Source organism: Curtobacterium sp. AC272 (assembly GCF_979258155.1).
Map to the genome: position 1 here is coordinate 549,112 of NZ_OZ409838.1, position 18,792 is coordinate 567,903.

Sequence of the window (18,792 nt, forward strand, 5' to 3'; positions counted from 1 at the left end):
TGATCGGCATCATGAGCGACAGCACCAGCACCTCCGGCACCCCTGGCACCTCGATCACCGGCTCCGACCGCGTCAAGCGCGGCCTCGCCGAGATGCTCAAGGGCGGCGTCATCATGGACGTCGTCGACGCCGAGCAGGCCCGCATCGCGGAAGAAGCCGGCGCGACCGCCGTCATGGCCCTCGAGCGCGTCCCCGCCGACATCCGCGCACAGGGCGGCGTCGCTCGCATGTCCGACCCGTCGATGATCGAGGAGATCATCGCCGCCGTGTCGATCCCCGTCATGGCGAAGGCCCGCATCGGCCACTTCGTCGAGGCGCAGGTGCTGCAGGAGCTCGGCGTCGACTACATCGACGAGTCCGAGGTGCTCTCGCCCGCCGACTACGTCAACCACATCGACAAGTGGAACTTCACCACGCCGTTCGTCTGCGGTGCCACCGAGCTGGGCGAGGCGCTCCGTCGCATCACCGAGGGCGCTGCGATGATCCGTTCCAAGGGCGAGGCCGGCACGGGTGACGTGTCCGAGGCCACGAAGCACATCCGCACGATCAACAAGGAGATCGCGGCGCTGCGCCACCTCAAGGAAGACGAGCTCTACGTCGCCGCCAAGGAACTGCAGGCGCCGTTCGAGATCGTGCGCGAGGTCGCCCGCACCGGCAAGCTCCCCGTCGTGCTCTTCACCGCCGGTGGCGTCGCCACCCCGGCCGACGCCGCGATGATGATGCAGCTCGGCGCGGACGGCGTGTTCGTCGGCTCCGGCATCTTCAAGTCCGGCGACCCGGCGAAGCGTGCCGCGGCGATCGTCAAGGCCGTCACCTTCCACGACGACCCCAAGGTCATCGCCGAGGTCTCGCGCGGTCTGGGCGAGGCGATGGTCGGCATCAACGTCGCCGACGTCCCCGCACCGCACCGCCTCGCCGAGCGTGGCTGGTAGCACGACGAGCAGCGCTCGGCCCCGCATCGGGGTCCTGGCACTGCAGGGTGACTTCCGAGAGCACATCGCCTCGTTGACGGAGCTCGGCGCCGACGTGGTGCCGCTCCGTCGACCCGAGGAGATCGCGGCACTCGACGGCGTCGTGATCCCGGGCGGCGAGTCGAGCGTGATGGACAAGCTGTCCCGGGCGTTCGGCGTCGCCGAGCCCCTCGCTGCTGCCATCCACGACGGCCTGCCGACGTACGGCACGTGCGCCGGCATGATCATGCTGTCGTCGCGGATCACCGACGGCATCAGCGGCCAGCAGACCCTCGACGTGCTCGACACCACGGTGCGACGGAACGCGTTCGGCAGCCAGAACGACTCGTTCGAGGTGGACGTCCCGATGCCCGAGCTCGGCGACGCCCCCGTGCACGCGGTCTTCATCCGTGCCCCGGTGGTCGAGCAGCACGGCCCCGGCGTCCAGGTCCTGGGCGCGCTGGCGGACGGGCAGGTCGTCGCGGTGCAGCAGGACAACGTGCTCGCGAGTGCGTTCCACCCCGAGGTCGCCGGCGAGGACCGATTCCACCGCCGCTTCCTCGCCATGGTGCGCAGCGCCTGACGTGAGCCGCGGGCCCTGGGCCCGGCCGCCTGCGTGCCCGCACCGGCGGGGCGGGGCGGCGCCGGCCTCCCGGCTGGGTAAACTGACCCCGACTTTCCGCAAGACGCAAGGAGAACCGTGTCCGGGCATTCCAAGTGGGCGACGACCAAGCACAAGAAGGCCGTCATCGACGGCCGCCGTGCCAAGTCCTTCGCCAAGCTCATCAAGAACATCGAGGTCGCCGCGAAGATGGGCGGCGCCGACCTGTCGGGCAACCCGACGCTGGTCGACGCGATCCAGAAGGCCAAGAAGACCTCGGTCCCGAACGACAACATCGACCGTGCCGTCAAGCGCGGTGCCGGCCTGACCGGTGAGTCGATCGAGTACACGACGATCATGTACGAGGGCTACGCCCCGAACGGCGTCGCGATGCTGATCGAGTGCCTCACCGACAACAAGAACCGCGCAGCGGCCGAGGTCCGGACGGCGATGTCCCGCAACGGTGGCACCATGGCCGACCCGGGCAGCGTCGCCTACAACTTCTCGCGCAAGGGCGTCATCTCGGTCACGAAGACCGACGGCCTCGACGAGGACACCGTCATGACCGCCGTGCTCGACGCCGGTGTCGAGGACGTCATCGACCAGGGCGGCGGCTTCGAGATCATCACCGAGGCGAGCGACCTCGTCGCGGCCCGCACCGCGCTGCAGGACGCCGGCATCGACTACGACTCGGCCGACGCCGAGTTCGTCCCCGGCCTCAAGGTGCCGGTCGACGCCGAGACCGCCCGCAAGGTCTTCCGCCTGATCGACGCGCTCGAGGACAGCGACGACGTGCAGAACGTCTACGCCAACTTCGACGTGCCGGCGGACGTCCAGGCCGAGCTCGACGAGGACGAGGGCGAGTAGCCGTGCTCCGTGTGCTCGGGGTGGACCCCGGGCTCACCCGGTGCGGCGTCGGCGTCGTCGAGGTCGCACCGAACCGGCGCGCACGGCTCGTCCACGTGACGGTCGTGCGCACCCCGGCGGACATGCCGCTCGAGCAGCGGCTGCTCCGCATCGCCGACGGCATCGCCGCCGAGATCGACGAGCACCACCCGGACGCGGTCGCCGTCGAGCGCGTGTTCGCGCAGGCGAACGTCCGCACCGTGATGGGCACCGCCCAGGCGGCCGGGCTCGCGCTGCACGCCGCGGCGGCCCGCGGGCTGCCCGTCGGCCTGCACACGCCGTCCGAGGTCAAGGCGGCGGTCACCGGCTACGGCAACGCCGACAAACGCCAGGTGCAGACCATGATCGCGCGCGTGCTCGGTCTCGCCGAGGCCCCGAAGCCGGCCGACGCCGCCGATGCGCTCGCGCTGGCCGTGTGCCATGCCTGGAGGCTCGGATCACCGGACGTCGCCGGCGAACGTGCCACGAACCTCACCCCGGCACAACGCGCGTGGCGTGACGCACAGGGCGGCACCGTCGACTCCCCGCTCGCCCGCGCGGCCGCTGCCGCAGCCCGACCGCGTGGCTCGTCGGCCGCGTCGGTGGGCGGCCGTAGGCTCGGGGCATGATCGCGAGTCTCCGGGGTACCTGCATCGACATCGCCGGTTCCGGCGTGGTGATCGAGGCCGGGGAGTCGGGTACGCCGTCACCGTGACCCCGGCCCACGCGCTGACGATGCGTCACGGGTCCGAGGTGTTCGTGCGCACCGCGATGATCGTGCGCGAAGACGAGCACCTGCTCTTCGGCTTCGAGTCGACCGACGCCCTCCAGGTGTTCGACCTGCTGCGCAGCGTCACGGGTGTCGGGCCCAAGTCCGCGATGGGCGTCCTGGCCCACATGGACCCGTCGCAGGTCGCGAACGCCGTCGCGAAGGACGACGACGGCGCCTTCCGCAAGGTCTCCGGCATCGGCCCGAAGACCGCGAAGCTCATCATCCTCGCGCTCACCGGCAAGCTCGCCGCGTTCGAGCAGGCCGCCGTCGTCACCGCCGGCCGTGGCACCGCTGCCCACCCGGCCGCGACCGACGTCGTCTCCGCACTGATCGGCCTCGGCTGGCGCGAGGACGCAGCACAGACCGCCGTCGACGAGACCGTCGCGAACGAGCCAGGGGCCGCGGCCATGGGCACGCAGGCGCTGCTCCGCGCCGCGCTCGGTGCGCTCCGGCCCGCCGGTGCCGGTCGATGAGCGGCATCACGTCAGCCGGAGCCGAGTCGCAGGAAGAACTCGCCTTCGAAGGTGCACTCCGGCCGCGGTCGCTCGACGAGTTCGTCGGCCAGCGCAAGGTGCGCGGGCAGCTCGACCTGCTGCTCAAGGCGGCGGGCATGCAGGACCGCGCCCCGGATCACATCCTGATGGCCGGTCCTCCCGGCCTCGGCAAGACCACGCTCGCGATGATCGTCGCGCACGAGACCGGGCGTCCGTTGCGGATGTCGAGCGGTCCGGCGATCCAGCACGCGGGCGACCTGGCTGCCGTCCTGTCCTCGCTCGTGCCGGGCGAGGTCCTGTTCATCGACGAGATCCACCGGATGGCGCGCTCGGCAGAGGAGATGCTCTACCTGGCGATGGAGGACTTCCGGATCGACGTCATGGTGGGCAAGGGTGCCGGCGCGACGAGCATCCCGCTCGACCTCGCGCCGTTCACCCTGGTCGGTGCCACCACCCGCGCCGGCCTGCTGCCGAACCCGCTCCGCGACCGCTTCGGCTTCACGGCGCACCTCGAGTTCTACGAGAAGGACGAACTCGAACAGGTCCTGATCCGCGCCGCGCACCTGCTCGAGCTCGACATCGACCGATCGGCCCTGCGGGAGATCGCCGGGCGTTCCCGGGGCACCCCGCGCATCGCGAACCGCCTCCTCCGCCGGGTCCGCGACTACGCCCTCGTGCACCGCACCACCGACGGCATGGCGGCCGTCCAGGGTGCACTCGACCTGTACGACGTCGACGAGCTCGGGCTCGACCGCCTCGACCGCGCCGTGGTCGAGATCATGCTGACGCGCTTCGACGGCGGACCGGTTGGGCTGAACACCCTCGCGGTCTCGGTCGGAGAAGAGTCCGAGACCATCGAGTCGGTCGTCGAACCCTTCCTCGTCCGGGTGGGCCTGGTCACGCGCACCCCGCGCGGCCGCATCGCGACCCCGGTCGCGTGGCGGCACCTCGGCCTCACCCCCGGGCAGGGCGTCGGGCCGCTCCCGGGCCTGTTCGACGACACCGACACCACCGACTAGCGGCCGATCGGTCGGGTGACATGCCACGCACAGTGGCGTGCCCTAGACTGCTACGGCCCGAAACCGAGCAACCAGAGAAGGCAACTGCATCATGGGTCAAGAAGTCATCCTCATCGTCATCGTCGTGGCGTTCGCGGCCTTCATGTTCTACAACAGCCGCAAGCGCAAGAAGCAGCAGGGCGAGCTCGCCACCAAGATGGTGCCGGGTGCTCGCGTGATGCTGTCCTTCGGCCTGTACGGCACGCTCCTCTCCGTCGACGACGAGAAGGTCACCGCCGACGTCGAGATCGCCCCCGGCACCGTCGTCACCGTGCACCGCCAGACCCTGTCGCGCGTCGTCGACGACAGCGCCTCCGACATCGAGACCACCGCGACGCCGGAGGACGAGGCAAAGCCCGTCGCCGAACTCAACGGGGAGCCGGTCTACGGCGAGCGGGTCGACAACGACCGCCTCGACGAGACCGACTCGAAGCGCAAGTCCGACGACTGACGCCCTCGGCCGCCGGGTCGTCTGACCCGGCGGCTTCCTCTGCCGTCGTGCCTGAGCGCCGACGGTCCTGAACAGAAAGACGAGACGACCGGTGGCACGATCGACACCCGTCAAGAAGGCGCTGCGCTCGCTCACCTGGTTGGTGATCCTGATGGCGATCCTCGCCGGCCTGAACACCGCCGCGACGATCCTCGCCGGCAGCTCGAAGGACGACACGGACAAGTGGTACCAGGGCGCGAGCTGGGTACCGGAGCTCGCACTCGACCTGCAGGGCGGCACGCAGCTGACCCTCGCGGCGCAGAACACCGAGGGCGACTCGGTCACCTCGCAGCAGCTGCAGCAGGCGGTGGAGATCATCCGCCAGCGCATCAACGCCACCGGTGTCTCCGAGACCGAGATCAACACGCAGGGTGCGAACAACATCGTCGTGTCGATCCCCGGTCGGCCCGACAAGGCCACGATCGACCGCATCGAGGCAGCGGCGAAGCTGACGTTCCGCCCCGTGCTCTTCACCGAGGCCGCGACGAACTCCGCCGTCGGTGACGACGGGAAGTCCACCGCCTCGCCGACGCCGTACTCGCCGCCGGCCTCGCTCGCGGCGACGCCGAGCGCGAAGCCGACGAACGCCAGCGACGTCAACTGGATCACCCCGGCGCTGCAGGACCTGTACACCAACTACAACTGCGCGGCTCCGGACGACGTCACCTCGGCGCCGGACGACGAGCCCCTCGTCACGTGTGACGCCGACGGTGCGTCGAAGTACATCCTCGGCCCGGTCGAGGTCTCCGGTGCGAACATCAGCAACGCCACCTCGGGTCTGGCCACCGACTCGCAGGGCACGTCGACGGGCCAGTGGGCCGTCAACCTGACCTTCGACGGCCAGGGCACGAAGGACTTCCGCACCGTCACGAACCGCCTCGTCTCGCTGCAGGCACCGCAGAACCAGTTCGCGATCGTGCTGGACGGCTCGGTCATCACGGCCCCGTCCACGAACTCCGCCATCACCAACGGCAAGGCGCAGATCACCGGCTCGTTCACGGCCGAGTCGTCGAAGACGCTCGCCGACCAGCTCAAGTACGGTGCGCTGCCGATCAACTTCCAGGTGCAGTCGAACGAGAACATCTCGGCGACGCTCGGAACGGCGCAGCTCATCGGTGGTCTCGTCGCGGGCCTGATCGGCCTCGGCCTGGTGATCATCTACTCCGTCATCCAGTACCGGGCGCTCGCGTTCGTCACGGTGCTCTCGCTCGGGGTGGCAGCCGTCCTGACCTACCTGGTCATCGCGATCATGTCGTGGCGCGTCGACTACCGCCTGTCCTTGGCGGGTGTGGCGGGTCTGATCGTCGCGATCGGCATCACGGCGGACTCGTTCATCGTCTACTTCGAACGCATCCGTGACGAACTCCGCGACGGTCGTGCGCTCGAGAGTGCGGTCGAGTCCGGCTGGAAGCGTGCACTCCGCACGATCCTGGCGTCCGACGCGGTGAACTTCCTCGCCGCCGTCACCCTGTACGTGCTCGCGGTCGCCGACGTGAAGGGCTTCGCGTTCACGCTGCTCCTCACCACGCTGATCGACATCGTGGTGGTCGCGCTCTTCACCCACCCGATGATGCAGCTCATCTCCCGCACCCGGTTCTTCGGCGAGGGGCACAAGTTCAGTGGGCTCGACCCAGCGGCGCTCGGTGCCGTCTACAAGGGGCGTGCGCAGTTCCGCGCCCCCGTGGTGGACGGCAAGCGCCAGCGCAGTGCCGGTGAGGCGCAGCGCCGACAGACGATCGCGGAGCGGAAGGCCCAGCAGGCCTCCGGCGACAACGGCTCGACGCCGGACGGGAAGGACGACTGATGGCCAGCTTCAGCCAGTTCGGCAGCGACCTCTACACGGGGAAGCGGTCGTACGACATCATCGGGCGACGCAAGACCTGGTACCTCATCGCGCTGATCATGATCGTGATCTCGCTCGCCACCCCGTGGCTGCGCGGCGGGTACCAGCTCGGCATCGAGTTCACCGGTGGTTCCGAGTTCACCCTGTCGGACGTCAAGAACACCGACCAGAGCATCGCGACGGACACCGTCGAGCGGGTCGTCTCGGACGAGATCCCGCGCGTCTCCCAGCTCGGCACGCACGGCATCCGCGTGCAGACCGGCCAGCTCACCGACCGTCAGACGACCGAGGTGCAGGACGCCCTGGCCGAGGCGTACGACGTGCCGGAGAGCCAGGTCGCCGCGACGTTCATCGGTGCCACGTGGGGCGCCGACGTGCTCGCCCAGGCGATCCGCGGTCTGGTGATCTTCCTCGCCCTGGCCGCCGTGTTCATGACGCTGTACTTCCGCACCTGGAAGATGTCGCTCTCCGCGATGGCCGCGCTGCTGCACGACCTGTTGATCACGGCCGGTGTCTACGGCATCGTCGGGCTCGAGGTCACGCCCGCGGCGGTGATCGGCTTCCTGACGATCCTCGGGTACTCGCTCTACGACACCGTGGTGGTCTTCGACAAGGTGCGTGAGAACACCGCGCAGGAGTCGATCCGCACGTTCAAGCAGTCGGTGAACCTCGCGGTGAACCAGACGCTCGTCCGCTCGATCAACACCTCGGTCGTGGCGCTGCTGCCGGTCGCGGCGATCCTGTTCATCGGGTCGTACGTGCTCGGTGCGGGCACGCTCCGCGACATCTCGCTCGCACTGTTCATCGGCATCATCGTCGGCACCTACTCGACGATCTTCATCGCGTCGCCGATGTACGCGCAGCTGCGCGAGAACGAGCCGAAGATCAAGCAGGCCGACGCCAAGAAGATCCAGGCGGCCGAGAAGCGCCAGCGCGAGGTCGACGCCGACGCCGACGCGAAGGCGACCGCCTGATGCCGATCGAGATCAGCGAGGTCGACGTCGCCGAGGCGCGTCGCCGGCTCGAGTCGGGGTCGCGGCTGTTCGACGTCCGCGAGCAGGGGAGTGGGACGAGGTCCACGCTCCCGACGCCACGCTCGTCCCGATGTCCGAGCTGGTCAACCGCTGGCAGGAGATCGACGGCGGCGGCGAACCCGCGATCATCGTCTGCCACTCGGGTGCTCGTTCGGCCCGGGTGGTCGCGGCACTCGAACAGTCCGGTGTCTCGGCGGTCAACCTGACCGGCGGCATGGTCGCCTGGGAGCAGTCCGGCGCACCGGTGGTCCGCGACGCCCAGGGCGAACCGGGTCACGAGCACTGACCGGACACGCGTAGTGTTGGCGGATCGAGCTCGGATCGAGCTCTCGGACCGAGTCCTGGGAGGCGCATCATGACGGACACCCGCGAAGAGCCGTCCGCGCCGAGCCGCCCCGGCTCCGCCCAGCGGCCGTCCAGCCCCCTCGGGCCGAACACGACGGGCAACCTCGGTTCCCTCCGCTCGCTGCTGCCGCGCCTGTTCTCCCGCGCCCAGCCGGCCGGTGCCGTGGACACCCTGATCCGCACGGTGCGCTCGCACCACCCCAAGGCCGACGTCACGCTCATCGAGCGCGCGTACTCCGTCGCCGAGCGCGCGCACGACGGCCAGAAGCGCAAGTCCGGCGAGCCGTACATCACGCACCCCGTCGCGGTCGCCCAGATCCTGGCCGACCTGGGCATCGGGCCGATCACGATCGCCGCCGCGCTGCTCCACGACACGGTCGAGGACACCGACTACCAGCTCGACCAGCTGCAGGTCGACTTCGGCGACGAGATCGCCATGCTCGTCGACGGCGTCACGAAGCTCGACAAGGTCAAGTACGGCGACAGCGCCCAGGCCGAGACGGTCCGCAAGATGGTCATCGCGATGTCGAAGGACATCCGCGTGCTGGTCATCAAGCTCGCCGACCGGCTGCACAACGCCCGCACCTGGGGCTTCGTCGAGTCCACCTCCGCCACCCGCAAGGCGAAGGAGACGCTCGAGATCTACGCGCCCCTCGCGCACCGGCTCGGCATCCAGATGATCAAGCTCGAGCTCGAGGACCTGTCGTTCGCGGTCCTGCACCCGAAGCTCTACGTCGAGATCGACAGCCTGGTCAAGGAACGCCAGCCGAAGCGCGAGCAGTTCGTCCAGAACGTCATCGGCACGCTCAAGAAGGACCTGAAGGCCGCGAAGGTCCGCGGCGAGGTCATGGGTCGGCCGAAGCAGTACTACTCGATCTACCAGAAGATGATCGTGCGGGGTCGCGAGTTCGACGAGATCTACGACCTCGTCGGCATCCGGGTGCTCGTGCCGACGGTGCGCGACTGCTACGCCATGCTCGGTTCGGTGCACGCACGGTGGACACCGCTGCCCGGCCGGTTCAAGGACTACATCGCGACGCCGAAGTTCAACCTGTACCAGTCGCTGCACACCAGCGTGCTCGGGCCGCAGGGGCGCCCCGTCGAGATCCAGATCCGCACGCACGAGATGCACCAGCGCGCCGAGTTCGGTGTCGCCGCGCACTGGAAGTACAAGCAGCGCGCTGCGGGCCGCGACGTCGGGACCTCGTCGACCACCGACGACCAGGACATGGCGTGGCTCGCGCACATCACCGACTGGCAGGCCGAGACGAGCGACCCGGGGGAGTTCCTCGACTCGCTCCGCTACGAGATCGGCGCGAAGGAGACGTACGTCTTCACGCCGCAGGGGAAGGTCATCGGCCTGCCCGCCGGCGCCACCCCGGTGGACTTCGCGTACGCCGTGCACACCGAGGTCGGGCACCGCACCATGGGCGCCAAGGTCAACGGTCGCCTCGTCCCGCTCGAGAGCTCGCTGTCGAGTGGCGACGTCGTCGAGATCTTCACGTCGAAGAACCCCGACTCGGGTCCGTCGCAGGACTGGCTGAAGTTCGTCAAGAGCCCTCGGGCGCGCAACAAGATCAAGCAGTGGTTCACCAAGGAGCGACGCGAAGAGGCGATCGAGCAGGGCCGCGACGCCATCGCCCGCGCCGTGCGCAAGCAGAACCTGCCGCTCCAGCGGATCATGAGCCAGGACACCATCGCCGAGGTCGCCTCGTCGATGCGGTACGACGACGTCTCGGCCCTGTACGCCGCGGTCGGCGAGGGGCACGTCTCGACGCAGTCGGTCATCGAGAAGGTCCTGGGCAGCGTCCAGAGCGACACGGAGACCGACGAGCCGGAGCTCACGTTCCCGCGCCAGGTCACGAGCCGTCAGCTGCGCACGAGCGACAGCGGCGTGCTGGTGCGCGGTGCGCCGGACATCCTGGTGAAGCTCGCGAAGTGCTGCACGCCGGTGCCGGGCGACCAGATCGTCGGGTTCATCACCCGCGGGCAGGGCGTCTCGGTGCACCAGTCGTCGTGCACGAACGTCAAGTCCCTGATGAACGAGCCCGACCGGATGATCGAGGTCGAGTGGGCCCCGTCGTCGAAGTCGGTGTTCCTCGTGCAGATCCAGATCGAGGCGCTCGATCGGTCGGGGCTGCTCAGTGACGTCACCCGGGTGCTCACCGACCACCACGTCAACATCCTGTCGGCGACGGTCTCGACCTCGTCCGACCGGTTGGCGCTCAGTCGGTTCGTGTTCGAGATGGGTGACACCATCCACCTCGACCGGGTGCTGAACGCGGTGCGACGCATCGACGCCGTCTACGACGTCTACCGCGTCAGCGCGGGCTGAGCACGGCCCGAGCCCGCGTCGCCGCGCGCTGAGCACGGCCCGAGCCCGCGTCAGCGTGCGCTGAGCAGCCCGCGCAGCCGTCGTTCGGCCTGCCGCGCCATCGGGATGGTCCCGAGGCCGCTCAGGCGCGCGTGCAGCTCGTCCACGGACACCGCCCCGATCGTCAGCAGCCCGTCGACGGCCGCTGCCCGCTCGGGGTCCCAGTCGCCCGGTGTGCGGAGCAGGTCGACGGCGGTGCGCGTCGGAGTCGTGACGACGGTCTGCACGGACCCCAACCGGACCACGTCGGCGGCCTGGAGCGCGACCTCGCGCAGGTGCAGACCCGGCCCGACCGCGATGCGCAGCTGCGGTGGGACGCTCGCCTCGATCGGGTCCGGCGGCCGCGACGCCGCGCCCCAGATCCACGCGGCGGTCCGGCCGGAGGCGACGAGCCGTGCGTCGCTGAAGACCCACGACGCCGCGGTCGCGCGCAGCGCCGGGTCCTGCGGTGTCGCGGGGAGGCCCAGCACGGCCCGACGGGCACCAACTCGCCCGCGAGCACCGCAGCGCGCAGTTCTGCCTCGGGCCAGTCGTCCGTGGTCAGGAGACGGGAACCGGGCACCCCGTCATCCTGCCGGACACCGACACCCGGTCGACACCCCCTGTGGAGAGGCCGGGCACGTCGGCGTCTGCAGCGCCACTCAACGAGGGCGTCGCCGCGGTCTGCTCAACGCAGGGCGTCGGCAGCGCCGCTCGACGCAGGGCGTCGCCGCGGTCCGCTCAGCGCAGGACGTCGGCGCGGTGCACGAGTGCCGCCGCGCCGATGAGCGGGCCGTCCTGCGACAGCGCCGTCGGCACGATCCGCACCTTCGTCACGAACCCGAACTCGACGCGCTCCGCCACCGCTTCGCGTGCGTACTCGAACAGGTCCGGCGTGACGTGGGAGAACCCGCCGCCGATCGCCACGACCTCGAGGTCGACGAGGCTCGTCGCCGCCGCGATCGCCTGCCCGAGCGCCCGGCCGCTGCGCTTGACCGCCGCGACCGCGATCTCGTCGCCGGCCGCGTACGCCGCCGACAGCGCTTCGCCGGTGGATCCGTCGAAGCCCTGGCGCTGCGCCCAGGCGACGGTCTTCGGGCCGCTGGCGATCGCCTCGAGGCAGCCGGTGCCGCCGCAGGCGCACGGGTCGTCGTAGCCGCCGCACTCCACGTGCCCGATGTGCCCGGCGTTGCCCGTCGGGCCGCTGACGGTGCGGCCGTGCAGGATGAGACCTCCGCCGACGCCCGTCGACACGATCATGCCCATGACGTGGTCGTACCCCTGCGCCGCACCGACCCAGTGCTCGGCCAGCGTGATCGCCAGGCCGTCCATGCGCAGCGTGACCGGCACGCCCTCGGGCACGAGCGCGGCGATGCGGTCGCGCAGCGGGTGGCCGCGCCACACCGGCATGTTGAGCGGGGAGACGAGGCCGTGCTCCTCGTCGACGGGGCCGGCCGAGCCGACCCCGACGCCGACCAGGGTCGCGTCGGTCGGGACCGTGGCGAGCGCGCTCGTCACGACCTCGTCGACGGCGGCCTGCAGCTCGTCGGACGTGCGCTGCGGCCCGGTGGGGCTGCGGAAGCGCGTGCCCGGCAGGACGACGCCCTGGTCGGTGACGAGGGCGGCCTCGACCTTGGTGCCGCCGAGGTCGACGGCGAGTGCGAGGGCGGGGGACTGGGGTGCGGTACTGGACATGCGCGCTCCGATGCGGCGGTCTGGAGGCCCGGGGCGGCTCCCGGACGCGGCGTCGCGTCCGGTGGGCCCCGGCCTGGCAGGTGGTGGGTCGGTCGGGTCAGGTCGTCGTGCGGTGGATCAGGTCGTGTCGCGGTGGGTCAGTAGGAGCTGGTGTCGTCGCCCTGCGACGACGCGGCCCCGGTCTCGACGCGGTGTGCGACCTCGTCGAGGATGCGCGCGGACGCACTCGTACCGATGCGGTTCGCCCCGGCGTCCACCATCTCGAGCAGGGTGTCGAGCCCGCGGACACCGCCCGAGGCCTTGACGCCCGTGTCGGCTCCGACCGTGCGCCGCATCAGTGCGATGTGCGCGGTCGTCGCCCCGCCGCCGGCGAACCCGGTGGAGGTCTTCACGAACGCGGCACCGGCGGACTGCGCAGCACGCGAGGCCGCGACGATCTCGTCGTCGGTCAGGAAGGCGGTCTCGAGGATGACCTTGACGACGGTGGACCCGGCGGCGTCGACGACGGCGCGGACGTCCTGCTCGACGCGCTCCCAGTCGCCGGACTTCGCGGCGCCGATGTTCTGCACCATGTCGAGCTCGAACGCCCCGTCGGCGAGGGCCTGCAGCGACTCGGCGACCTTGGCCGCGGTGGACGTGGTGCCGTGCGGGAAGCCGATGACCGTGCCGACGCCGACGCCGGTGCCCCGGAGACGCTCGACGGAGTAGGCGACGTCGCTGGGCCGGACGCACACGCTGAAGACCCGGTACGCGGCGGCTTCGTCGAGCTGGGCGTCGACGTCCGAGCGGGTGAGCTCGGGCTTCAGGATCGCGTGGTCGATGAGGCCGCGGACGGCATCGGCGGTGACGGGGAAGGCTGCGTTGTCCACCCGGCAAGCCTACCCGTCAGGCGTGCCGCGTAGCGTTCCGGGCATGCAGGTCCTCGTCACCGGCGCCACCGGGTACATCGGCGGTCGTCTCGTCCCCCGTCTCCTCGAAGCCGGACACTCCGTGCGTGTGTTCGTGCGCAACCCCCGGAAGCTCCAGGACGTCCCGTGGAGCAGCGACGTCGACGTCGCCGAAGGAGACCTGCAGGACGCCGACGCGGTCCGCGCCGCGGTCGACGGCATCGAGGCCGTCTACTACCTCGCCCACGCGATGGGTGCCGACGGCGACTTCGAGTCCGCGGAACGGCAGGCGGCCGAGACGATGGCGCACGAGGCGAAGCGCGCCGGTGTCAGCCGGTTCGTCTACCTGGGCGGCCTGCACCCCGACGGCGACCTGTCGAAGCACCTGCGCAGCCGGAAAGAGGTGGGGGAGATCCTGCTCCGCTCCGGCGTGCCGACGATCGCGTACCAGGCCGGCGTCGTCATCGGTTCCGGCAGCACCTCGTTCGAGATGATCCGGCACGTGACCGACGTCCTGCCGTGGATGCCGGCACCGCGGTGGGTGCGCAACCGGATCCAGCCGATCGCCGTGCGCGACGTCCTGTACTACCTGGTCGCGGCGCTCGACGTCCCCGCCGACGTCAACCGCACCTTCGACATCGGCGGGCCGGACGTCCTGCGCTACGGGCAGATGCTCAACGGCTACGCGGTCGAGGCGAAGCTGCGGCAGCGGCCGATCACGGTCCTGCCGGTGCTCACCCCACGCCTCGCCGCACACTGGTTCAACGCCGTCACCCCGATCCCGCGCAAGCTCGCGACGCCGATCATCGAGTCGCTGCAGTTCGAGTGCGTCCAGCGCGAGCACGACATCGACGACGTCGTCCCGCAGCCCGAGGGCGGGCTCACGTCGTACCGCCGAGCGGTCCGACTCGCACTGAACAAGATGCGGTCCGGCGAGGTGCAGACGAGCTGGCGGAGCGCCACCCTGTCGAGCGCCTCGGCCGACCCGATGCCGACCGACCCGGACTGGGCCGGCCACACCGTCTACGTCGACGACCGGAAGCGCCACTCGACCGCTTCAGCAGAGGACGTCTGGCGCGTCGTCGAGTCGATCGGCGGCGAGAACGGCTGGTACTCGTTCCCGCTGGCCTGGGTCGCGCGCGGCTGGATGGACAAGGTCGCCGGCGGCGTCGGGCTCAGCCGCGGCCGTCGCGACCAGGACCGACTCGAGCAGGGCGACGCCCTCGACTGGTGGCGCGTCGAACGCCTCGAGCGCGGTCGCTACCTGCGGCTCCGCGCCGAGTTCAAGTCACCCGGGCGCGCCTGGCTCGAGATGACCGTGACCCCGAACCCCGAGGGCGGCAGCGACTACCACCAGCGGGCGATCTACTTCCCGCAGGGCCTGCCCGGCCGGCTGTACTGGTACGGGATCCTGCCCTTCCACGGGATCATCTTCCCCGGCATGGTCGAGCGCATCACCGCGGCCGCCGAGCGCGAGTCGGACAACACCGAGTCGACGCAGCGCAACCGGACCCAGCACAATGGGAGTCCGGAACCGGCGAACGAGGAGGCAGCATGACCGAGGAACGCAGTCCCGTCCTGTTCCTGGGGGACAGCATCACGGCCCAGGGGTCGTGGGACAGCTGGCTCCCCGACGAGCAGACCCTGAACCAGGGCATCAGCGGTGACACGACGGACGGCGTGCTCGCGCGGCTCGACGCGGTCATCGCCGAACAGCCCGAGGTGATCGTGCTGTTGATCGGCACGAACGACTTCGGCAACCACCGGGCGAGCGCCGAACACGTCGTCCGCAACGTCGAGACGATCCTCGTCACCCTGCGGCGCGAGCTGCCCGGTGTCCGCCTGCTGCTCGTCTCCGTCCTGCCCCGTCAGGCCGAGTACACGACCAAGATCGAGGAGGCGAACCGGCACCTGCGCCAGTTCGTCGCCACCTGCCACGCGCAGTACCTCGACGCCTGGCCCGCGCTGGCCGACGGCGACCACCTCGACGACCGCTTCACCGACGACGGCCTGCACCTCACCGACGAGGGCTACCGGGCCTACCTCGACGAGCTGGTCCCCGCGCTCGAGCGTGTGCGGGGTCTCCCGCCGATGTCCCGGTCCTTCACGGCCATCGACCTCGACGAGGCCCCCGCCTGATGGCTGCCCGCAAGGGACGACCCCCGGTGGGGTCGTCGCAGAACGGCGTGCCCGCCGCACCGGTCCGACCGGCTGCGGGGACGCCGAACACCCGGGCCACCCCGGGGTTCACCCGGCCGGCACTCGCCCCGTCGCTCATCGCCGCGATCGTCCTGCTCGCCTGCGTCGCGATCATCGACTCGTCCGGCTTCGTCTTCGCCCGCTGGGGGATCACGGTGCTGTCCCTCATCGTGCTCGTCTTCGCGGTGCGCGGGAAGACGTGGTGGGCCGCCGTGCTGATGGCCGCCGTCGCCGTCTGCTGGAACCCCTGGTCACGGTGCCGATCCCCGGCCAGGTGTGGGCCGCGCTGCAGATCCTGGCTGCCGCCCTGTTCATCGTGGTGGGCATCGCCGTCAAGGTGCCGCGCGAGGCGGACGCGCCCCGGGCCTCCTGACCGGCTCCGCTGACCGCCTGCGGAACCGACCGGGCGGGCGGACGGTAGGATCGCAGGGTCGGGTACAGGACCCGGCAGCACGACCCGAAGGGCATGGATGAACGACGAGACCGAGCCGGTGACCGAGAGTCCTCTGCTGACCCCTCGACCGTCCTCCGGCGGTCTCGACCGGCCCGACGTCGTCGTCCGCAAGGGGCGCCTGACGCTGCTCAACGGCCACCTGACGCCGCAGCAGTCGATGATCGAGGACCTGTTGTTCCTGGACGACGCGCTGACCGAGGCGGACGTCGACCACCTGCTCATCCGCGGCAACGACGAGCGTCCGGTCATCGCGATCGACGAGCGCGACCGGCAGCGTGCGGAGAGTGCCGTCATGGCCGCCGCCGTCAACGAACCGTTCTACGCGAAGCCGCCCGGCGAGCCGGCCGTGCTCGTGCAGGACGACGGCCTCGGGCCCGTCGACGAGCCGGTGCTGCGCGTCTTCCGTCCGCGTCTCGAGCCCCTCGGTCGTCTGCGCTACGGCGCCGAGACGAGCGTGCAGCTCGAGTTCTGGCGACTCACCGACACCGAGGTGCTCGCGCCCGTCGAGAACGCACTGATGCGCCGCAGCCTGCCGGTCGACGAGTTCGTGCTCGTCGACATCGAGCGCTACGGCCGCACCTGGCGCACCGTCGAGCACATGTTCGACGACCACGTCTCGGACATCCGGTTCCCGATCGACATCGTCTTCTCGTGGGTCGACGGCAACGCCATCGAGTACCAGCGCGCCCGCCAGGCAGCGCAGGCGACGGCCGTCCTGGGCGAGGGCGACGACGCCCCCGCACGGTTCCGCCAGATCGACGAGCTCAAGTACGCACTCCGCTCGGTGCACACGTTCGCGCCGTGGATCCGCCAGATCTACATCGCCACCGACTCACCCGCCCCGCACTGGCTCGCCGACCACCCCAAGGTCCGCATCGTGCGCAGCGAGGAGTTCTTCGCCGACCCGTCCGTCCTGCCGACGCACAACTCGCAGGCCGTCGAGTCGCAGCTGCACCACATCCCGGGCATCAGCGAGCACTTCATCTACTCGAACGACGACATGTTCTTCGGCCGTACCGTCGACCCCTCGGTGTTCTTCAGCCCGGGGTCGGTGTCCAAGTTCATCCTCGCCACCACCCGCATCGGCCTCGGTGTGAACAACGCCGCGCGCAGCGGGTTCGAGAACTCCGCGCGGGTCAACCGGCGCCTGTTGCAGCAGCGGTTCGGTGCGGTCACCACCAGGCACCTCGAGCACGCGCCCACCCCGCTCCGGTCGTCGATCATGACCGAGATGGAGCACGAGTTCGCCGACGAGTTCCGTGCCACGGCGGCGTCGCGCTTCCGTGCTGCCGAGAACATCTCGGTGACCAACTCGCTCTACCACTACTACTCGTTGCTCACGGGTCGGGCGATCACGCAGGAGAACGCCGACGTCCGCTACATCGACACCACGATGCAGTCCGGGCTGCGGTCGCTCGACGAGCTGCTCAAGAAGCGGAACGCGGACTTCTTCTGCCTGAACGACGGCAGTTTCCCGGAAGTCAGCGACGAGGAGCGGACGCAGCGCGTGACCGACTTCCTCGAGCGCTACTTCCCGTTCCCCGCGCCGTGGGAGCACCCCGGCGCTTAGGACGCGCCGGCGCCCACCGCACATGGTGAGCACAAATGGTCGGGTCCGCACTGCGGACCGACCATTCCTGCTCACGAAGTGCGGCGACCTACCGGTGGACGGGGAGACCGGCACCGAGTCGAGCGTGAAGACCGGGATGCTCGAGGTCACCGGAGCCGGCTCGACCGCGGGCGGGATCGTGACCCCGTGCGCTGCGAGGCGGGCCTCGGTCTCGACGGCGGAGACCGGTTCGCCGACCGTGGAGTAGTGCCCGATCGGGACGACCGAGTGCACGACGTTGTGGCCGTACACGTGCACCAGGTTGAACGACTGCGCACCGTCCCGCCCACGCGTGCCGCCCTGGAACTCGGTGAGGTCCTGCGTGTAGCAGGTGGCGCTGGCGACCGACACCGGGATGCCCGCGAAGACCGCGCTCGTCGAGTAGTGCAGGTGTCCGGCGATGATGGACAGGACGTCACTGCCCTCGACGACCTCGGCCAGGGCCTGCTGGTCGCGGAGCTCGACGAGCACGGTCAGGTCCTGCACGCTCGGCACGGGCGGGTGGTGCATCGCCAGGATCGTGCCGTGCGGCGCAGCCTCGGACAGGACCTCGGCCAGCCAGTCGAGCTGCTCGGGGGAGACCTCGCCGTGGTGGTGGCCCGGGACGCTCGTGTCGAGGGTGATCACCCGCAGACCGTTCACGTCGTAGACGAAGTCGACCGGACGGTCGGTGGGATGCAACCCGAAGAGCTCCCGACGGAACGCGCCGCGCTCGTCGTGGTTGCCCATCGCCCAGATGACCTGGGCGCCGATCCGGCGGGCAGCCGGCTCGACGATCTCGCGGACGCGGGCGTAGGCACCCGGTTCGCCCTTGTCGGCCACGTCGCCGGTGACGACGATCGCCTCGGGCCGTGTGCCTGATGCTTCGATGTCCGCGACGATCTCGGTGAGCCGGGCGGCGGAGTCGACCCCGCCGTACAGATCGCCGTCGCCGGAGACGAGGTGGGTGTCGCTGAGGTGGAGGAGGAAGTGGTTCGGCCTGGGGTGTTCGGCCGTCCGGCTGTCCATCGGGGTCTCATTCCGTTGGCGGATGCGTGGTGCAACACGTTGCCACACCGTCCTGGACGAGTCCAGCACGTGTCGGTGAACCAGCCGTGAACTGGGGGCGGCGTTTCGCCCATCG

17 protein-coding genes and 3 pseudogenes are annotated in these 18,792 nt (G+C 70.2%); 16 read left to right on the forward strand and 4 right to left on the reverse strand.

Translation table 11 applies throughout. The features are described from left to right. The first annotated feature begins 11 nt into the window (after positions 1-11). The 11 genes and pseudogenes from pdxS (at position 12) to ACZZ0J_RS02850 (ending at position 10,807) form a co-directional block, all read left to right on the forward strand. Positions 12-932 (forward strand): pyridoxal 5'-phosphate synthase lyase subunit PdxS, encoded by a 921-nt coding sequence (pdxS, locus tag ACZZ0J_RS02800; RefSeq protein WP_111084046.1) that lies wholly within the window; start codon positions 12-14, stop codon positions 930-932. Continuing rightward, positions 922-1,533, forward strand: a complete 612-nt coding sequence (gene pdxT, locus ACZZ0J_RS02805) for a pyridoxal 5'-phosphate synthase glutaminase subunit PdxT (protein ID WP_194647761.1) — start codon at positions 922-924, stop codon at positions 1,531-1,533. The genes pdxS and pdxT overlap by 11 nt, the downstream gene beginning before the upstream one ends. Before the next feature lie 117 nt (positions 1,534-1,650). After that, complete coding sequence (locus tag ACZZ0J_RS02810; protein WP_111084044.1) at positions 1,651-2,418, forward strand: YebC/PmpR family DNA-binding transcriptional regulator; 768 nt, start codon at positions 1,651-1,653, stop codon at positions 2,416-2,418. Between the two features lie 2 nt (positions 2,419-2,420). Then, positions 2,421-3,065, forward strand: a complete 645-nt coding sequence (gene ruvC, locus ACZZ0J_RS02815; RefSeq protein WP_111084043.1) for a crossover junction endodeoxyribonuclease RuvC — start codon at positions 2,421-2,423, stop codon at positions 3,063-3,065. Beyond that, positions 3,062-3,681 (forward strand): annotated as a pseudogene (ruvA, locus tag ACZZ0J_RS02820) (Holliday junction branch migration protein RuvA). The gene ruvC and the pseudogene ruvA overlap by 4 nt, the downstream one beginning before the upstream one ends. Continuing rightward, positions 3,678-4,721 (forward strand): Holliday junction branch migration DNA helicase RuvB, encoded by a 1,044-nt coding sequence (ruvB, locus tag ACZZ0J_RS02825; protein ID WP_463434698.1) that lies wholly within the window; start codon positions 3,678-3,680, stop codon positions 4,719-4,721. Before ruvA ends, ruvB begins: the two are co-directional and overlap by 4 nt. A 91-nt stretch (positions 4,722-4,812) precedes the next feature. Continuing rightward, positions 4,813-5,211, forward strand: a complete 399-nt coding sequence (locus ACZZ0J_RS02830) for a preprotein translocase subunit YajC (protein WP_111084040.1) — start codon at positions 4,813-4,815, stop codon at positions 5,209-5,211. 91 nt (positions 5,212-5,302) lie between these two features. Beyond that, positions 5,303-7,054: a protein translocase subunit SecD gene (gene secD / locus ACZZ0J_RS02835; protein WP_123292812.1), complete on the forward strand. Its 1,752-nt coding sequence runs from the start codon at positions 5,303-5,305 to the stop codon at positions 7,052-7,054. Beyond that, positions 7,054-8,067, forward strand: a complete 1,014-nt coding sequence (gene secF / locus ACZZ0J_RS02840) for a protein translocase subunit SecF (RefSeq protein ID WP_123292813.1) — start codon at positions 7,054-7,056, stop codon at positions 8,065-8,067. The genes secD and secF overlap by 1 nt, the downstream gene beginning before the upstream one ends. Before the next feature lie 97 nt (positions 8,068-8,164). Beyond that, a pseudogene (locus tag ACZZ0J_RS02845) lies at positions 8,165-8,413 on the forward strand (rhodanese-like domain-containing protein); the annotation flags it as partial. A 69-nt stretch (positions 8,414-8,482) separates the two neighbouring features. Further along, complete coding sequence (locus ACZZ0J_RS02850) at positions 8,483-10,807, forward strand: RelA/SpoT family protein (protein ID WP_228510006.1); 2,325 nt, start codon at positions 8,483-8,485, stop codon at positions 10,805-10,807. Between the two features lie 50 nt (positions 10,808-10,857). Here ACZZ0J_RS02850 and ACZZ0J_RS02855 read toward each other — a convergent pair whose 3' ends face one another. The 3 genes from ACZZ0J_RS02855 to deoC form a co-directional block, all read right to left on the reverse strand. After that, complete coding sequence (locus tag ACZZ0J_RS02855) at positions 10,858-11,316, reverse strand: type IV toxin-antitoxin system AbiEi family antitoxin (RefSeq protein ID WP_463434702.1); 459 nt, start codon at positions 11,314-11,316, stop codon at positions 10,858-10,860. Positions 11,317-11,566: 250 nt separating this feature from the next. Further along, positions 11,567-12,520 (reverse strand): ROK family protein, encoded by a 954-nt coding sequence (locus ACZZ0J_RS02860; RefSeq protein ID WP_463434704.1) that lies wholly within the window; start codon positions 12,518-12,520, stop codon positions 11,567-11,569. 137 nt (positions 12,521-12,657) lie between these two features. Next, a complete protein-coding gene (deoC, locus tag ACZZ0J_RS02865) occupies positions 12,658-13,389 on the reverse strand; it encodes a deoxyribose-phosphate aldolase (protein WP_463434706.1) in 732 nt (243 codons plus the stop codon). 43 nt (positions 13,390-13,432) lie between these two features. Here deoC and ACZZ0J_RS02870 point away from each other — a divergent pair, with 43 nt between their 5' ends. The 5 genes from ACZZ0J_RS02870 to ACZZ0J_RS02890 all read left to right on the forward strand — a co-directional run bounded on the left by ACZZ0J_RS02870 (position 13,433) and on the right by ACZZ0J_RS02890 (position 17,877). After that, a complete protein-coding gene (locus tag ACZZ0J_RS02870; RefSeq protein ID WP_194647768.1) occupies positions 13,433-14,965 on the forward strand; it encodes an SDR family oxidoreductase in 1,533 nt (510 codons plus the stop codon). Further along, complete coding sequence (locus ACZZ0J_RS02875; RefSeq protein WP_123671773.1) at positions 14,962-15,546, forward strand: GDSL-type esterase/lipase family protein; 585 nt, start codon at positions 14,962-14,964, stop codon at positions 15,544-15,546. Before ACZZ0J_RS02870 ends, ACZZ0J_RS02875 begins: the two co-directional genes overlap by 4 nt. Further along, the gene (locus ACZZ0J_RS02880; RefSeq protein WP_463434710.1) at positions 15,546-15,992 is read left to right on the forward strand and encodes a DUF6804 family protein; all 447 of its coding nucleotides are present in this window, start codon (positions 15,546-15,548) and stop codon (positions 15,990-15,992) included. Before ACZZ0J_RS02875 ends, ACZZ0J_RS02880 begins: the two co-directional genes overlap by 1 nt. Before the next feature lie 84 nt (positions 15,993-16,076). After that, complete coding sequence (locus tag ACZZ0J_RS02885) at positions 16,077-17,630, forward strand: stealth conserved region 3 domain-containing protein (protein WP_463434712.1); 1,554 nt, start codon at positions 16,077-16,079, stop codon at positions 17,628-17,630. A 94-nt stretch (positions 17,631-17,724) separates the two neighbouring features. Continuing rightward, positions 17,725-17,877, forward strand: a complete 153-nt coding sequence (locus tag ACZZ0J_RS02890; protein WP_463434714.1) for a hypothetical protein — start codon at positions 17,725-17,727, stop codon at positions 17,875-17,877. Here ACZZ0J_RS02890 and ACZZ0J_RS02895 read toward each other — a convergent pair. Further along, positions 17,802-18,677, reverse strand: a pseudogene (locus ACZZ0J_RS02895) (phosphodiesterase); the annotation flags it as partial. The gene ACZZ0J_RS02890 and the pseudogene ACZZ0J_RS02895 overlap by 76 nt on opposite strands. Positions 18,678-18,792: the final 115 nt, after the last annotated feature.

What these genes read in the sequence shown, in the direction of transcription:
- pdxS (WP_111084046.1), top strand. Translation starts at nt 12, where the DNA reads ATGAGCGACAGCACCAGCACCTCCGGCACCCCTGGCACCTCGATCACC.
- ruvB (WP_463434698.1), top strand. Translation starts at nt 3,678, where the DNA reads ATGAGCGGCATCACGTCAGCCGGAGCCGAGTCGCAGGAAGAACTCGCC.
- ACZZ0J_RS02830 (WP_111084040.1), top strand. Translation starts at nt 4,813, where the DNA reads ATGGGTCAAGAAGTCATCCTCATCGTCATCGTCGTGGCGTTCGCGGCC.
- secF (WP_123292813.1), top strand. Translation starts at nt 7,054, where the DNA reads ATGGCCAGCTTCAGCCAGTTCGGCAGCGACCTCTACACGGGGAAGCGG.
- ACZZ0J_RS02850 (WP_228510006.1), top strand. Translation starts at nt 8,483, where the DNA reads ATGACGGACACCCGCGAAGAGCCGTCCGCGCCGAGCCGCCCCGGCTCC.
- ACZZ0J_RS02860 (WP_463434704.1), bottom strand. Translation starts at nt 12,520, where the DNA reads ATGTCCAGTACCGCACCCCAGTCCCCCGCCCTCGCACTCGCCGTCGAC.
- ACZZ0J_RS02870 (WP_194647768.1), top strand. Translation starts at nt 13,433, where the DNA reads ATGCAGGTCCTCGTCACCGGCGCCACCGGGTACATCGGCGGTCGTCTC.
- ACZZ0J_RS02875 (WP_123671773.1), top strand. Translation starts at nt 14,962, where the DNA reads ATGACCGAGGAACGCAGTCCCGTCCTGTTCCTGGGGGACAGCATCACG.
- ACZZ0J_RS02880 (WP_463434710.1), top strand. Translation starts at nt 15,546, where the DNA reads ATGGCTGCCCGCAAGGGACGACCCCCGGTGGGGTCGTCGCAGAACGGC.
- ACZZ0J_RS02885 (WP_463434712.1), top strand. Translation starts at nt 16,077, where the DNA reads ATGAACGACGAGACCGAGCCGGTGACCGAGAGTCCTCTGCTGACCCCT.